This is a genomic window from Pseudomonas sp. OA65 (assembly GCF_017498305.1).
Taxonomy (GTDB): domain Bacteria; phylum Pseudomonadota; class Gammaproteobacteria; order Pseudomonadales; family Pseudomonadaceae; genus Aquipseudomonas; species Aquipseudomonas zanjanensis.
Map to the genome: position 1 here is coordinate 157,753 of NZ_JAGDEZ010000012.1, position 13,253 is coordinate 171,005.

Sequence of the window (13,253 nt, forward strand, 5' to 3'; positions counted from 1 at the left end):
CCGACGGTTTCGACCGTACCAACGGCGCCATCGCTGAAGATGGCTTCGACCGCACCAACACTGCTGCCATCAGCTAATCCGATCACCACACCCTCACAGCCCGGCCTCGGCCGGGCTTAGTTGTTTTTGGATCACAGGAAAACGGGCAGCCTCAAGTCGAGCACAAAGTGAAAAACACTGAAGAACAAATGTGGGAGCGAGCCTGCTCGCGATGACATCATCCGACGCGGCAACGGTTGCGCGTCATAGACAGCTATCGCGAGCAGGCTCGCTCCCACAAAGGTATCGGGCGCTCAGGTTTTGCTTGCTCGGCTGGAAATAACTCACCAACCCTTGCACTATCCCTTCGTTTTCAACCCATTCAGGACCCGGCCCGATGCCCGATGACATCCACTTCTACGAACCCGCCAATGGCCACGGCCTGCCCCACGACCCCTTCAACGCCATCGTCGGCCCACGGCCCATCGGCTGGATTTCGTCCCAGGATGCCGAAGGCCACCTGAACCTGGCGCCCTACAGTTTCTTCAACGCCTTCAACTACATTCCGCCGATCATCGGTTTCTCCAGCGTCGGCCGCAAAGACAGCTTGAACAACATCGAACAGACCGGTGAATTCGCCTGGAACCTGGCCACCCGCCCACTGGCCGAGCAGATGAACCAGAGCTGCGCGATGGTCGCGCCGGAGGTCAATGAGTTCGAACTGGCGGGTTTGACAGCGGCCCCGTCACGGGTGATCCAAGTACCGCGCGTCGCCGAAAGCCCGGTGTCCTTCGAATGTAAGGTCACGCAGATCATTCAACTGCAGCGTGCGGACAAGGGGCTGGTGCCGAGCTGGCTGATTCTCGGCGAAGTGGTCGCCGTGCACATCGCCAAGTGGTTGTTGAAGGATGGGGTGTACGACACCGCCGCCGCCGAGCCGATCTTGCGCGGTGGCGGGCCGGCGGATTATTTCCAATTGGGGCCTGAGGCGTTGTTCAAGATGCATCGCCCACGATAGAAGGTTGCACACTGCACCTTGTGGCAAAGCACTTATCTGTGGGAGCAAGGCTTGCCCGCGATGCAGACACCACGGTTCCCAAGACAGACCGCGTTGCCTGCATCGCGGGCAAGCCTTGCTCCCACAGTATTAATCCCGTGGGTTCCAGACCAACCCGCCCTCGTCGTCAACACCCTTGAGATGGGTCAGCTGCAGAGCTGCCGCTTCATCGGCTTTGACAGCAGTGTCGAAGGTCTGCTCTTCGAGCACCTTGTTGAAACGCGGCGCACCTGAGCCGCCGATGGCCTTGGTGGCAATGGCGGCGTGGTAACCACCGCCTTCCTTGGGAACAACAGCAGAAACAGCTTCAAAGGTTTCAAAGGCTTTACGTGCCATATTGCGCATCCTGGCGGTTTTAAAATGACCGCCATTAAACCTTCAACCGGCCAGTTTGTGTACCTGTGCCCGGCATCCTTCGGTCGCCTGGGCGGCGGAGACTTCCCTGAAGGTATGAAAATCCAGGCTGCTCACCACCAGGTCGTGCACCAGCTCGGCGAAAATCGCCATGGCCGGCGAATTGAAGTAAGCGTCCATGGACGGCTGATTGACCCAGAGCCCGGACACCAGCCACAAATCAGCGTCGCATTGCGATTGCTGCAAGGCAAAGTGCATGCAACCGGGCGCCTGGCGCGAGGGCGCGATCAGCGTGCTCAGGCGCGCACCCAACTGCTTGGAGCAACCTGCACGGGCCCGGACAAAAGCCATGTGGCTGACGGGGATGTGTGTAGTCATGTTCAACCCTCCCAGGTAATCCGTTGTGCAGCCGGGGACAGGCTGCGACAGGATCAAAGGTTAAGCGCCGCGCCGCCAGCTTCGTTAGTCGATTCCTGCCGACCCATTGCACAATCCTGCGCATCGGCCGCTCGAATTTCGCCAACGATCCGGTTACAAGCCGGGAAGTTGAAACAAAAGGTTTCAAGCAAGTTTCGGCAGCGTTGCACCGTCATGGCCCATTGCGCCGTGCAGGATCAGGCAAGCTTTCAACAGGATGTGGCTACCGCTGCGCCTTGCACAAACATAAGCTTTGTCCATTGCTCCCTATTGCCTGAGGATTCCGGCATGTCGCCACTCGATCACGCCCACGTCCCGCTGGACACGTACCTGGAACAACAGCGCGCCGAACTGGCGTCGATCATTGACCGCAACACCGGCGAAGACGGCAGCTACGCCACGGCCATCGGCTCGCTGCACCTGTCGCGACACAGCCAGCCTCATCGATTCGCCCCGGTGCTGGCGCAACCGGCGCTGTGCATCATGGCCCAGGGCAGCAAACAGGTGTGCCTGGCGGACGAGTCGTTCCAGTACGACCCGCTGCATTACCTGGTGGTCTCGGTCTCGATGCCACTCAGTGGATGCATCACCGACGTTTCCGCCGGACTGCCGGTCCTGGCCTTGCGCCTGGACATCGACCCGACGGAAATCACCGCGTTGATCGCCGACGCCGGCCCCTTGGGCGTACCGACCCGCCCCGCCGGGCGTGGGCTGTATGTCGAACGGCTGGACACGCCGATGCTCGACGCCGTCCTGCGCCTGGCACGGCTGCTCGACACGCCGAAAGACATCGCCATGCTCGCGCCCCTGGTGCGCCGGGAAATCCTCTATCGCCTGTTGCGCAGCCCGCAGGGCTATCGGTTGTATGAAATCGCTATCGCCAACAGTCAGAGCCACCGCATCAGCCAGGCGATCAAATGGCTCAACGGCCATTTCGAACAGCCGTTGCGCATCGATGACCTGGCCCGGGAAGTGAACCTCAGCGTCTCGACCTTGCATCACCGCTTCAAGGCCATGACCGCCATGAGCCCGCTGCAATACCAGAAGCAACTGCGCTTGCAGGAAGCCCGCCGACTGATGCTGGCCGAAGGGCTGGAAGCTTCGGCGGCGGGGTATCGGGTGGGTTACGAAAGTCCTTCGCAGTTCAGCCGCGAGTACAGCCGGTTGTTCGGCGCGCCGCCGCTAAGGGATCTGGCGCGGTTGCGGATGACTGTTTGATCCTAGGATTTATATTGGCTGAGCAGGCCCCTTCGCGAGCAGGCTCGCTCCCACAGGGGGATCTTCAGTGAACACAAATTGTTTGTTCACCGCAGTTCCAATGTGGGAGCGAGCCTGCTCGCGAAGAGGCCAGTCGTTGCGACTCAACTCGTCGGTTTCCAGCGCGCCTGATCGATCTCAATCAACGTAGGCCCCTGCCGCTCACGCGCCGCCAGCAACGCGGCCCTCAGCGACGGCACATCATCGATGGCCTCGGCAAAACAGCCCAACGCCTTGGCAACACCGATGAAATTCGGGGTGTAGATGTCCACCCCCACCGGCTCAATGGCGCGGTTGACCATGTATTTCTTGATCTCCTCGTAACCCTGGTTATTCCACAGCATCACGATCACGGGCGTGCGCGCTTCCACGGCGCTGGCCAGCTCCGGCAAGGTGAACTGCAACCCGCCGTCGCCGATAAGGCACACCACCGCCGGGCGGCCGTGGCCCAGGTCCTTGCCGCCGAGCCAGGCACCGATGGCCGCCGGCAATGCGTAGCCGAGGGTGCCGTAGCCGGTGGAGGAATTGAACCAGCGGCGCGGCTGTTCCAGGTTGAAGGTCAGGTTGCCGGTGTACACCGGTTGCGTGGAATCACCGACGAACACCGCTTGCGGTAGCGTCTGCAAGACCGTGTCGAGAAACACCATCTGCGCCCGGGTCGCGACGTCCCAATTGCCTTGAAGCTCCGCGCGCAACCGGGCGGCACGGGCCGGTCCCCAATCGGCCAGGCGTTCGGCCAAGGGTTGCCGGTCCAATTCGTCGAGCAAGGCCCGGGCCGCGACGCGGGCGTCGGCCACCAAGGCCAGGTGCGGCGGGTAGTTGCGCACGGTCTGGTCCGGGTCGATGTCGATACGCAGCAGCGCACCGGGAATCTCGAAGCCGCCGGCGAAGGTCGTGTCGTAGTCGGTCTCGGCCAATTCGGTGCCGATGGCCAGCACCACGTCCGCTTCGGCCACCAAGGCACGGGTGGCCACCAGACTCTGGGTGGAGCCAATCAACAACGGATGGCGCGTCGGCAACAGGCCTTTGGCATTGATGGTCAACGCCACGGGTGCGCCGAGGCGTTCGGCTAACTCGGTCAATTCGGCCGCGGCGTCGATGGCCCCGCCACCGGCCAGGATCAAAGGCCGTCGAGCCGTCGCCAGCAGGCCAGCCATGTGTTCTACCCCATGGGGCGCGGCACCGGCGCGGCTGATATTCACTGGCACGCTGGCCAGCAGGGCATCGGCGTCTTCGACCAGCACGTCCAGCGGGATTTCAATGTGCACCGGTCGCGGGCGCCCGGCCTGGAAAACGGCAAAGGCTCGGGCCAGCACGCTGGGCAACTCGGCGGCGGACATCAACGTGTGGGAAAACGCCGCGACACCGCCCACCAACGCAGACTGATTCGGCAGTTCATGCAACTTACCGCGTCCACCGCCCAACTGGCTGCGCGACTGCACGCTGGAGATCACCAGCATCGGGATCGAATCGGCGTAGGCCTGGCCCATGGCGGTGGTGATATTGGTCATGCCCGGGCCGGTGATGATGAAACACACGCCGGGTTTAGCGCTGACCCGGGCGTAACCGTCGGCCATGAAGCCTGCGCCTTGCTCATGCCGCGGCGTCACATGGCGGATGCTCGAACCGGCCAGCCCGCGGTACAACTCGACGGTGTGCACGCCGGGAATGCCGAACACGTGCTCCACGCCATAACCTTCAAGTAACTTGACCAATACTTCGCCGCACGTCGCCATTGCCATTGCCTTTTTCTGGTCGGATAAAGGGCCGCGCAGCGCAGGCGGCGGCCCCCTTTCCTGTCTTGGGAATGGGGTTATTGGAACGGGCCGGGCATGGCGCCAACAATGGATAAAAAGTCATACTAGCCATGTCCTCACGTCATGGCTTGGATCGAAATGAAACGACTCCCCCCGCTGCCAGCGCTGCACACGTTTCTGATCACGGCCCAATGCTGCAACTTCACCCGGGCCGCCGAACAACTGCACATCACCCAAGGCGCGGTGAGCCGGCAGATCGCCGGGCTGGAAGATCATTTGGGTTATGCGCTGTTCCGGCGCCAGGCCCGCGGCCTGAGCCTGACCGCCGAGGGCCAGGCCTGGCTGCCACGGGTGCAGCAGGTGTTCAGCCTGATCGACGAAGCGGTCGAGCAGATCGGCGAGAAGCGCCAGACCCTGCGACTCAAGGCCCCGACCTGCGTGATGCGCTGGTTGCTGCCGCGCCTGCTGCAGTGGCAAAAGGAACGGCCGGACGTGCCGGTGGAACTGACCACCACGGTCAGGCACGGCGTGGACTTCCAGCGCGAAGCCTTCGACGCCGCGGTGGTCTATGGCCCGCCACCGGACACCTCGCTGGCGTGCCTGCACCTGTTCGATGAGCAACTGACGCCCGTGTGCTCGCGCCCGGTCCTGGAGGGCCTGGTGCCGTTGCATGAACCCGCCGACCTGCAACACCACCTGCTATTGCACCCAGCCCTCGACCAGCGCGACTGGAACGCCTGGCTGGCGGCGGCCGACGTGCATTTGAGCAATGTCAGCAAGGGCCAGCATTTCGAAACCCTGGACCTGGCAATGTCCATGGCCTCCCAGGGCACCGGCGTGGCGATTGGCGACTGGTCGTTGATCGGCGACGACCTGCGCGCCGGCCGGCTGGTGATGCCGTTCGAGCTGAAGGTCAAGACCGGCCTGAGCTATCACCTGGTGCACCCGCGCAAGCCCCAGGCTTCGGGACCTTTACAGGAATTGATGGGGTGGTTGGTGGAGCAGGCACGGGCGCGGTAGTTGCTCTACCGCAAGTCCCGGTGGGAGCAAGGCTTGCCCGCGATGAGGCCACCTCGACCTCTGAAAGACCGCGTCGCCTTCATCGCGGGCAAGCCTTGCTCCCACAGATCCCCTCGCCACTGGAAACGCTAGAGCAGATTCGGTGCCTGCGCCGGTTCGATCTGCGCCCAATGGGACGTGTCTTCGCGGTGCTGCTGCAGGTACGGCAACACCGCCCCCAGCAACGGCGCCTTGAACGCGTCCTGGAAGCGATGGGCCAGGCCCGGGATCAGTTTCAATTGGCTGCCTTGGATGTGCGCGGCCAAGTGCACGCCGTGCATCACCGGCAGCAAAGGGTCGGCGGTGCCGTGGACGACCAGGGTCGGCACCCGCAGTTGATTGAGCAGGGCCACCCGGCTCGGCTCGGCCATGATCGCCATGATCTGGCGCTTCACGCCTTCAGGATTGAAGGCCCGGTCATAAGCCACGGCGGCCTGATGCAGCAAGGCCTGGCGATCGTCCATCACCACCGGGCTGCCCAACGCGGCCAGCAGATCGGCTTGCTGTTCAAGGGCCATTTCGCGATTCGGCGCACCGCGCCGGGACAACAGTTGCACCAGTCTTTCGCTGGGCGCGGGCAAGCCGGCGGCACTGGAACTGGTCATGATCAGGGTCAGGCTTTCAACCCGCTCAGGCGCCATGGCGGCCATGTGCTGGGCGATCATCCCGCCCATGCTCGCGCCCAGCACGTGGAAGCGCTGCACCTGCAAGGCATCCATCAGCCCCAGCCCGTCGTCGGCCATGTCCGTCAGGGTATACGGCGCGGCCACGGGCAAGCCGAGTTTGTAGCGCAGGGCTTCAAAGGTCAGGTTGGCGCTGCCGGGCGCCTGGCGCCAGGTGGACAGGCCAACATCGCGGTTGTCGTAGCGAATCACCCGGAAACCTTGCTCACACAGGGCGACCACCACTTCGTCCGGCCAATGGATCAGTTGCCCGCCCAGGCCCATCACCAACAGCAACGCGGGATCCGAGGCACGACCAATGCTCTGGTAGGCCAGGCTGACCTGATCCAGGTCGACATGTTGAGTTGCAACATTGACATCACAACGAGACGCCGCCATCGACGGCAGGCCGAAAAACAGCGCGGCCAAGAAAATGAATATACGCATGAAGAAACACCAAAACGCAGAACCCCAGTAGAGCGCGAGTCTGATGAAGTTTGTTCAAGCGCGCTGCCACAGTTGCGTGACAGTTTGATGAAGATTGCCGAGTGGTGTCCTGCGCTAAGGATGTACCTGTGGGGAAGGAATGTATTTGGGGGGAAGGAATGTATCTGTGGGAGCAAAGCTTGCTCGCGATACAGGCACCTCGATTCCAAAGAAATCGCGTTGTCTTCATCGCGAGCAAGCTTTGCTCCCACAGGGGCCGGTTCAAGGGACCGATTTCAGGCCAACTGGCTACGCAACTGCCGCGCCGCCGCTACCATGTTCACCAGGGCTGCTTCCGTCTCAGGCCAGCCCCGGGTTTTCAGCCCGCAGTCGGGATTGATCCACAGCCGCTCGGCGGCGATTCGTTGCACTGCCTTGTTCATCAGCGCAACCATCTCGGCGGTGTCCGGCACCCGTGGCGAGTGGATGTCATAGACACCCGGGCCGATGTCGTTCGGGTAGTCGAACGCCTCGAAAGCCTCCAGCAATTCCATGTCCGAACGCGAGGTTTCGATGGTGATCACATCGGCGTCCATGTCGGCGATGGCCTTGATCACGTCATTGAACTCGCTGTAGCACATGTGGGTATGGATCTGGGTGTCATCCGCCACGCCCGACGCGCACAAGCGGAAAGCCTCCACGGCCCAGTCCAGGTAGGCCTGCCATTCCCCGCGACGCAACGGCAGCCCCTCGCGGAACGCCGCTTCGTCGATCTGCACGATCTTGATCCCGGCTTTTTCCAAGTCCAACACTTCGTCCCGCAGGGCCAGGGCCAGTTGTCGGGCCTGGACCTGGCGCGACACGTCTTCGCGGGGGAACGACCACATCAGCATGGTCACGGGACCGGTGAGCATGCCTTTCATGACCTTGTCGGTCAGGCTTTGTGCGTAACGAATCCAGTCGACGGTCATGGCTTTCGGGCGGCTGATATCGCCGTAGATGATCGCCGGCTTCACACAACGCGAGCCATAACTCTGCACCCAGCCGAAACGGGTGAAGGCATAGCCGTCCAGTTGCTCGGCAAAGTATTCCACCATGTCGTTGCGTTCGGCTTCACCGTGCACCAGCACGTCCAGGCCCAGGCGTTCCTGGATCTGCACGGCATGGCGGATCTCGGTGTGCATGGCGTCGTGATAGTCGTTGGCCGACAACTTGCCTTGCTTGTAGGCCTGGCGTGCCAGGCGAATGGCCGGGGTCTGCGGGAAGGAGCCAATGGTCGTTGTGGGAAAGGTCGGCAGCGCCAGGCGTGCGCGCTGGCGTTCGATGCGCTGGGCAAACGGCGAGCGCCGCTGGCTGTCCTGTGGCCTGATCGCTGCGAGGCGCGCCTGGACCTCGGCTTTGTGAATCCGCGCCGAGCCGGCGCGGCGGGCCTGCACCGCGCGGCTGTCGCTCAAGGCCTGTCGCACGGCGGGGGCCTGGGGATCGTTCAGCGCATCGCGTAGCACCGCGACTTCACCGCACTTCTGCACGGCAAAGGCGAGCCAGCTTTTGAGTTCCGGATCGAGCCGGTCTTCACGCTCCAGGTCCACCGGGCTGTGCAGCAGCGAGCACGAGGTGCTGACCCAGAGGTTGTCGCCAAAGCGTTCCTGGGCTGGTTGCAAGTGCGCCAGCGCCTGTTCCAGTTCGCAGCGCCAGACGTTGCGACCGTTGACCAGGCCCACCGAGAGAATCTTGTACGTCGGCAGGCGGTCCAGCACCTGGCCCAGTTGTTCCGGGTCACGTACCGCGTCGATGTGCAAGCCGTCCACCGGCAGGCTCACCGCCAGGCCGAGGTTGTCTTGCAGACCGCTGAAATAGGTGGCCACGAGCTTTTTCAACGGCGAGTACTGGAGGATGTGGTAAGCGCGCTCGAAGGCACTCTTCCAGGCCTGAGGCAGGTCGAGGGTGAGGATCGGTTCGTCGATCTGCACCCATTCCACGCCCTGGGCCTTGAGGCGGTTGAGGATTTCACCGTAGACCGGCAGCAGGCGCTCCAGCAGGTCGAGCTTGTCGAACGCCTCGCCCTTGGCCTTGCCCAGCCACAAGTAAGTCAACGGGCCGATGACCACCGGTTTGACCCGGTGGCCCAAGGCATGGGCTTCGTCCACTTCATCGAACAACTGTTCCCAGCTCAGGGCGAACGTCTGGTCGGCGGTAAACTCCGGTACCAGGTAGTGGTAGTTGGTGTCGAACCACTTGGTCAGCTCTTGGGCGTATTGCGCCTGGCCGTGCTCGGCACCGCAGCAACTGGCCGTGGCGCCACGGGCCATGGTGAACAGGGTGTCGAGGGTCGGCCGGCCCTGGGCATTCAAAGTACCGTGGAAACGTTGCGGGACGGCGCCCAGGGTCAAGGTGTGGCTGAGGACCTGGTCGTACCAGGCAAAGTCGCCGACGGGCAGCAGGTCGATGCCGGCGTCTTTCTGCAATTGCCAGTGCCGGGCCCGCAGTTCACGGCCCACGGCTTGCAACGCGGCCGGGGCCAGATCGCCCTTCCAATAGGCTTCGAGGGCTTTCTTCAGTTCGCGGTCGGCGCCGATGCGGGGAAATCCGAGGGTGTGGGCCAGGGCCATGGTATGCGTCCTCCTGTAAAAGATGGCGCCATTGTCGACAACCCGACCTACATGAGACAAACTCAACCTTTTCGTGTTGATCACAAGTTTTACTCATGGAGCCACTCCGGTGCTTGAACTCCGTCACCTCAAGACCCTGCACGCCCTGCGCGAAGCCGACAGCCTGGTGGAAGCCGCCGAACGCCTGCACCTGACCCAGTCCGCCCTCTCCCATCAGTTCAAGGAATTGGAAGAGCGCCTGGGCATGCAGTTGTTCGTGCGCAAGACCAAGCCGGTACGCTTCACCAGCGCCGGCCTGCGCCTGTTGCAACTGGCCGATGCCGCCCTGCCGTTACTGCGCAGTGCTGAACGGGACATCGCGCGGCTGGCGGGCGGCACCGCTGGGCGGTTGCACATGGCTATCGAATGCCACAGCTGCTTCCAGTGGCTGATGCCGACCATCGACCAGTTCCGCGACGCCTGGCCGGAAGTCGAGCTGGACCTGGCCTCGGGTTTCGCCTTCGCACCCTTGCCGGCCCTGGCCCGGGGCGACCTCGACCTGGTGGTGACCTCCGACCCGCTGGAACTGGCGGGCATCACCTACGTGCCGCTGTTCACCTACGAAGCGATGCTCGCCGTCGCCAACCAGCATCGGCTGGCGGGCAAGGCGTACATCGTGCCCGAGGACCTGATCAGCGAAACCTTGATCACTTATCCCGTGGAGCGAGACCGGTTGGACATCTTCACCCGCTTCCTGGAGCCGGCCGACATCGAACCGGCTCAGGTGCGCACGTCCGAGCTGACGGTGATGATGATGCAACTGGTGGCCAGCGGCCGTGGCGTCTGCGGCATGCCGCACTGGGCGCTGCATGAATACAGCTCACGGGGCTATGTGAAAGCCAAGCGGCTGGGGGAGAAAGGCTTGTTTGCCACGCTGTACGCGGCGGTGCGCACCGACATGCTCGACGCGCCGTACATGCGCGACTTTTTGCTGACGGCCAAGGACACGTCGTTTTCCACCCTCGACGGTGTCAGTGCCGTGCGCTGATAGCTTCTGTGGGAGCAAGGCTTGCCCGCGATGGCGATTGCGAAAACGCCATCGCGGGCAAGCCTTGCTCCCACAGAAGCCCATGCACCGGAAATCGTGGGGGGGATCAAAGTTCTAGCCACATATGGATTTTGTCGAGGTACTCATCGTCCACCCGGATCGCCATCGGCTCAAGGCCGTACAAGACGAAACCGCAGCGCTGGTAGAGCTTGAGCGCCGGGTCGTTGCCGGCGGTGACGGTCAGTTGCACCAGGCGCAGGAAGGGGTGGCGCCTGGCTTCGTCGAGGGCGGCCTGGACCAGTTGGTAGCCGAGCCCGCGATGGCGATGTTCGTCGGCGACGTACATGCCGAACAGCAGCGCCTTGTGCCGGGCTTTTTCCCGGGGTTCCAGGGCCAGGCCGACGATGCCGACCAACTCTTGCTCGACAAACGCCCCCAACAGCACATCGAGCCGGCTGCCCAGGCGTGACTCCCACCAGTTGATGGGCAACTTCGCCCGCTCGGTGACGCTGGAAGTGAAGGCCTGGGGGTGCAAGGCATACGCCTGGAGCATCAGCTCGCGATAGGCCTCGGCATCGCCAATCCGCAGGCGTCGAATGCTCACGCCGAACGCCGTTGCTCAAGCATCAGGCGCAGGGCCAGGGCACCGAGGACAAATCCCATGACATAGCGCTGCACCGCCAGCCAGCTCGGGTTATGGACGAACCACGAGGCGATGCCGGCGGCGAACAGAGCGATCAGCAGGTTGACGCTGAAACTGACGCTGATCTGGGTCAGGCCCAGGATAATGCTCTGGGTGAACAGCGAACCGTGTTCCGGACTGATGAACTGCGGGAACACCGACAGATAGAACACCGCGATCTTGGGGTTCAGGGCGCTGGTGAGGAAACCCATGGTGATCAACTTGCGTGTCGAGTCCGCTGGCAACTGCTGGGCCTCGAAAGGCGAACGCGCGCCCGGCTTCACGGCCTGCCAGGCCAGCCACAACAGGTACAGCGTACCGGCCCACTTCAACACTTCATAAGCCATGGGCACCGCCAGGAACACCGCCGTCAGCCCCGCCGCGGCCGCGAACATGTGCACAAAGAACCCCGCCACCACCCCCAACAGGGACGTGACGCCCGCCTTGCGGCCCTGGCAGATCGAGCGGGAGATCAGGTAGATCATGTTCGGGCCGGGCGTCAGTACCATCAGCAACGCGGCGGCGGCGAAAATCAACAGGTCCGGCAATGGAATCATGGGCATCAGTCCTTGAGGCGTGAATCAGCAGGTGGCGAGCAGTGTCGCTCGATAAAACGGCAAGATCACCTCGCCTGTCAACGGTGCCAACACCAGATCGCTGTCACCGGCCGGGTCGATCCAACACACCTCTTCGATTTCGGCCGCTGGCGAAACCGGAGCGTCGATACTCAGCAAAAACACTTCGGCCTGCACGGTAAACCCCGGTTCGTTGGCCGCTGGTGCGCTGAACACGCCCAAGTGACGGGCCTGGGCCGGGTCGATCCGCAACCCCAGTTCCTCTTCCAGCTCACGGGCCAGCGCCTGCACCGGTTGTTCATGGGCTTCGATCTTGCCACCCGGCTGCATGAAAGCTTGGGTGCCGCGCTTGCGCACCAGCAGGGTTCGACCGTCCGGCCCGAGCAACAGGGCGGCGGCAATGCGGATGAGGGAGGTGGTCATGGGTGATTGAAGCCTTGGCCGGGGAAGTGACGGGGAGATTACGGCGCGTAGAGGTGGGAGCAAAGTCTGGTGCGACCGATTGGATTGAGTACATATCCGTTGCTGCGGTAACGGCCACTTAGGGTTTCGCCCTTACGGCGAGTCACTTGGTGACACTCCGTCTACAGGTTGGAGCTGCCACGTTCGTTTCCAAGCGAGGGGTGGCAGCCGTACGCAGGTTGGAAAACCGGGGTAAACGAGCCCGACAGACCCGAAGGTCTCCCGCGCACAGCCGCCATAACGAAAGCATGGTCAAAAAACGACCGCAAGCATACGTCATGAAGGGCGCTTTCGCGCCGTCTACTTATCGGATTTCCAAGCCCGACCGCTGAATTTGCAGCGACGGGAAAAGACTAGCGACAGCCCTTTCCCACCCGGCAACCGCCAGAGTTCGTCGGAAAAATCTGCTGCAACCCGGAGGATTGTCCGACCATTCCCACAATCCTGGTCGGCTGTCAGGCCGCCATCGCGAGCAAGCTCGCTCCCACACAGGTTTTTGGTCGTTTATAAGATCCGTGTCCACCGCCGATCCCTGTGGGAGCGGGCTTGCTCGCGAAAGCGGTGGGCCAGCTTGCATCAGTATTGGATGTTCCGCCGTCTTCGCGAGCAAGCCCGCTCCCACAATCGGATCGGAGTAGGACCGGAGAATCAAGTCGGCTGTCAGGCCGCCTCGCGAGCAAGCTTTGCTCCCACAGGTCCTGCTCAAACAGGTCTGATGGGTGTACGACCGGAAGAGCCAGGTCGGCTATAAGGCCGCCTCGCTTGGCTTTTGATTTTGATCTCGGGCGCCCCGTTAACCACGATGGCCGAACGCAGGCATTGTGGAGTGGGCATCCCGGCATGGATGCCGGGATAGCCGCGCTGGGCCATGGATGGCCCTTCGCGGCGGCCCACGGAGCAATGCCGGAGTGAGGGCATGCCGAGCCCTAG

Annotated in this window: 12 protein-coding genes; 4 read left to right on the top strand and 8 right to left on the bottom strand. The window is 62.8% G+C overall.

Annotated elements, in window-relative coordinates; genetic code table 11:
* Positions 1-376 precede the first annotated feature (376 nt).
* Complete coding sequence (locus J3361_RS13325; RefSeq protein WP_207964968.1) at positions 377-997, top strand: flavin reductase family protein; 621 nt, start codon at positions 377-379, stop codon at positions 995-997.
* 129 nt (positions 998-1,126) lie between these two features.
* Here J3361_RS13325 and J3361_RS13330 read toward each other — a convergent pair whose 3' ends face one another.
* The gene (locus J3361_RS13330) at positions 1,127-1,372 is read right to left on the bottom strand and encodes a hypothetical protein (protein ID WP_207964969.1); all 246 of its coding nucleotides are present in this window, start codon (positions 1,370-1,372) and stop codon (positions 1,127-1,129) included.
* 42 nt (positions 1,373-1,414) lie between these two features.
* Complete coding sequence (locus J3361_RS13335; protein ID WP_207964970.1) at positions 1,415-1,768, bottom strand: antibiotic biosynthesis monooxygenase; 354 nt, start codon at positions 1,766-1,768, stop codon at positions 1,415-1,417.
* Between the two features lie 327 nt (positions 1,769-2,095).
* Here J3361_RS13335 and J3361_RS13340 point away from each other — a divergent pair, with 327 nt between their 5' ends.
* Positions 2,096-3,025, top strand: coding sequence for an AraC family transcriptional regulator (locus J3361_RS13340; RefSeq protein ID WP_207964971.1), 930 nt, complete (start codon positions 2,096-2,098; stop codon positions 3,023-3,025).
* Positions 3,026-3,168: 143 nt separating this feature from the next.
* Here the strand turns inward: J3361_RS13340 and J3361_RS13345 are convergent, their stop codons facing one another.
* Positions 3,169-4,800 (bottom strand): 5-guanidino-2-oxopentanoate decarboxylase, encoded by a 1,632-nt coding sequence (locus J3361_RS13345; RefSeq protein WP_207964972.1) that lies wholly within the window; start codon positions 4,798-4,800, stop codon positions 3,169-3,171.
* A 159-nt stretch (positions 4,801-4,959) separates the two neighbouring features.
* On the opposite strand from J3361_RS13345, the gene J3361_RS13350 reads away from it, so the two are divergent.
* Positions 4,960-5,841 (top strand): LysR substrate-binding domain-containing protein, encoded by an 882-nt coding sequence (locus J3361_RS13350; RefSeq protein ID WP_207964973.1) that lies wholly within the window; start codon positions 4,960-4,962, stop codon positions 5,839-5,841.
* A gap of 128 nt (positions 5,842-5,969) precedes the next feature.
* Here J3361_RS13350 and J3361_RS13355 read toward each other — a convergent pair whose 3' ends face one another.
* Positions 5,970-6,989: an alpha/beta hydrolase gene (locus tag J3361_RS13355; RefSeq protein ID WP_207964974.1), complete on the bottom strand. Its 1,020-nt coding sequence runs from the start codon at positions 6,987-6,989 to the stop codon at positions 5,970-5,972.
* Positions 6,990-7,264: 275 nt separating this feature from the next.
* A complete protein-coding gene (gene metE, locus J3361_RS13360) occupies positions 7,265-9,577 on the bottom strand; it encodes a 5-methyltetrahydropteroyltriglutamate--homocysteine S-methyltransferase (RefSeq protein ID WP_207964975.1) in 2,313 nt (770 codons plus the stop codon).
* A 109-nt stretch (positions 9,578-9,686) separates the two neighbouring features.
* Between metE and metR the strand changes: the two genes are divergently transcribed.
* The gene (gene metR / locus J3361_RS13365) at positions 9,687-10,604 is read left to right on the top strand and encodes a transcriptional regulator MetR (RefSeq protein ID WP_122567117.1); all 918 of its coding nucleotides are present in this window, start codon (positions 9,687-9,689) and stop codon (positions 10,602-10,604) included.
* A 106-nt stretch (positions 10,605-10,710) separates the two neighbouring features.
* On the opposite strand, the gene J3361_RS13370 is transcribed toward metR, so the two are convergent.
* Genes J3361_RS13370 through J3361_RS13380 form a run of 3 tightly spaced genes read right to left on the bottom strand, consistent with a single transcriptional unit; the run spans position 10,711 to position 12,284 of the window.
* Positions 10,711-11,208 carry a GNAT family N-acetyltransferase gene (locus tag J3361_RS13370; RefSeq protein WP_207964976.1) on the bottom strand — a complete coding sequence of 166 codons (498 nt, stop codon included), beginning with the start codon at positions 11,206-11,208 and terminating at the stop codon, positions 10,711-10,713.
* Entirely contained in the window at positions 11,205-11,843 is a 639-nt protein-coding gene (locus J3361_RS13375; protein WP_207964977.1) for a LysE family translocator, read from the bottom strand. The genes J3361_RS13370 and J3361_RS13375 overlap by 4 nt, the downstream gene beginning before the upstream one ends.
* 24 nt (positions 11,844-11,867) lie before the next feature.
* A complete protein-coding gene (locus J3361_RS13380; protein WP_207964978.1) occupies positions 11,868-12,284 on the bottom strand; it encodes an NUDIX domain-containing protein in 417 nt (138 codons plus the stop codon).
* Positions 12,285-13,253 lie beyond the last annotated feature (969 nt).